The organism is Mesotoga sp. HF07.pep.5.2.highcov (assembly GCF_003666285.1).
GTDB lineage: Bacteria > Thermotogota > Thermotogae > Petrotogales > Kosmotogaceae > Mesotoga > Mesotoga prima.
Map to the genome: position 1 here is coordinate 1 of NZ_JFHJ01000151.1, position 2,294 is coordinate 2,294.

Annotated in this window: 2 protein-coding genes; both read left to right on the forward strand. The window is 45.7% G+C overall.

The window, feature by feature from the left end; genetic code table 11:
* The first annotated feature begins 121 nt into the window (after window positions 1–121).
* On the forward strand, window positions 122–1,558 hold the full coding sequence (locus BG32_RS02935; protein ID WP_006489960.1) for an alpha-amylase family glycosyl hydrolase: 1,437 nt from the start codon (window positions 122–124) through the stop codon (window positions 1,556–1,558).
* Window positions 1,555–2,294 (forward strand): cation diffusion facilitator family transporter (locus BG32_RS02940; protein ID WP_147434805.1); only part of this gene is annotated, 740 nt, incomplete at its 3' end. The genes BG32_RS02935 and BG32_RS02940, both read left to right, overlap by 4 nt.

Below are 2,294 nucleotides of genomic sequence, written 5' to 3' on the forward strand. Positions count from 1 at the left end.
AGAGAAGATTTTAACACAATGCACTGTCCTATAACTATGGTAAGATCTATGATTCAAAGGGAAACAATGGTTCTCGCAAGTCAGTCCAATTACTCGGCCGACTAATTCGGGAGGGATTCGAGTGTTTTACGAACTCTATCTGAGATCATTCTGTGACGGCAATGGCGATGGAATTGGTGATTTTATCGGAGCCGAGCGGAAGCTCGACTATCTTGCGGATTTAGGTATTGAAGGAATCTGGCTTTTGCCGATTCTTCATTCGCCATCTTACCATGGCTACAGTGTCATCGATTTCTTCAGTGTCAACCCAATCTATGGAACCCTGAAGGATTTAAGAAACTTTCTGGCATCAGCACACAAACTAGATTTGAAAGTCATACTGGATCTTCCGATGAATCACACCTCTCCAAATCATGAATGGTTCTTGAAGGCCTTGGATGGAGAAAAACCATACAGAGACTGGTATCTTTTTCTGAAAGACGAACAGTGGCTGAAGGCTAGAAGACATTGGGATGGAGAGCAGGTATGGACAAACTACTCGGGACAGTGGGTCTACACATTGTTCGGACCTGGAAGTCCCGATCTCAATTATGAGTCTTCTTCCCTGTGGCAGCAGATGAAGGAGGTCCTTACATTCTGGTTATCCGTAGGATTCGATGGATTCCGATTCGATGCTGCAAAGCACATTTTCGATTTTTCTCTTGAAAAAGGCATCTGCGAATACCAGCACAGCAGAAACATCGCTTTCTGGAAGGAGATGACGGCACACTGCAGATCGATTTCTCCAAATTCGATATTTGTGAGTGAAGTATGGGACGATGCGCAAATAGTAGACCTGTACTCCACTATCTTTGGAATTGGATTCAATTTTCCCCTTGCCGAGGACTTGAAAACTTCCGTTGCGACAAGAGACCCAGAACTCCTAGTGAAGTCTTTGAGGACTGATCTCAATAGATATTTCAGATCGAAGCGTAGCTATGAGTCTGGAATTTTCCTAACAAATCATGACATGAGTCGTCTAGTTTCGGCCATGGATGGTGACAAAGAGCTCTCTCTGCTTGCAATGTCAGTATTGTTGTCTCTTCCCGGAGTGCCCTTCTTCTATTATGGCGAAGAACTTGGAATGGAAGGGGTCTATAATGCGTATTTCAACGAAGAGCAACTTGAGCCCTTCCTGTGGTTCGAGAATGGCTACGGTCCCGGTCAAACCGAATGGAAAGCGCTCGGGAAGAATCATCCTCACAGCGGTAGGTCTCTGGAAGCACAAAAAGCTGTAGATGGAAGCTACTTCGAGAGAATCAGGGCTATACTTGAATTCAGGAAGAACAACTCCTGGCTGAGGTTGGCAACTATAAGAGGTTTGAGACGAAGAGAAAACCTGGTAATCTTAAGAGTCGTTGGTGAAAGCCGGAACGCGTTCATTTATCACAATCTCGGGAAAAAGCGTGTCGCTTTAGAAGACGTTTCTAGTCTTCAGATCATCAACGGCTCTTTAAGTAGGTATCGTGGCAAGAGATACCTTGGAGGTTTCTCGAGCGCAATCGAGGTGACTAAATGACCGAGGACAGAGTGGCGCTTTCAAGAAGAGGCTCAATAATAGGGGTGACCGGAAATGCAGCGCTCGCGGTGCTGAAGGTTCTTACCGGTTTCTTCACCGGAAGTATGGCTATTTTGGCCGACGGAGTAGATTCGACTACGGATATTTTGACATCGGTTATCACCTGGATCTCTACATCCGTATCAAACAAGCCGCCTGATGCGCAGCACCCGTACGGTCACGAAAGGGCAGACGCCGTTGCCTCAAAAATCGTATCCATGGTTATTTTCTTTGCCGGAGCACAACTGGCCGTTAGTTCCATTCAGAAGCTCTTCAGCGGCGGATCCTCTGTTGAGAATATCGCTCTGGTAATTTTAGTGGCAGCCATCTCCTCTGCTGCGAAGTATTTTCTATATCGTTATAAGCTGGGAATAGGAAAGAAGATTGATTCATCGGTCTTCATAGCTGATGCAACGAACATGAAACTGGACATCGTCATCTCGCTATCTGTTCTGGGAGGCTCGATCTTCGTGGGAATTACTGGCCTGCAGATAGTGGATTCGATCGTAGGGTTGGCTGTATCTGCTCTGGTAATCAAGACCTCCATAGAGGTCTTTTGGGAGACCAATTACGAACTCATGGACGGGCTCAAACCTGGAGACGACATTTACAGGGTAGTTTTCGATTCGATAGAAAGGGTTCAGGGTGTTCAAAATCCTCATAAAGTTAGAGTGAGAAAAATGGGTTATAAGTACCT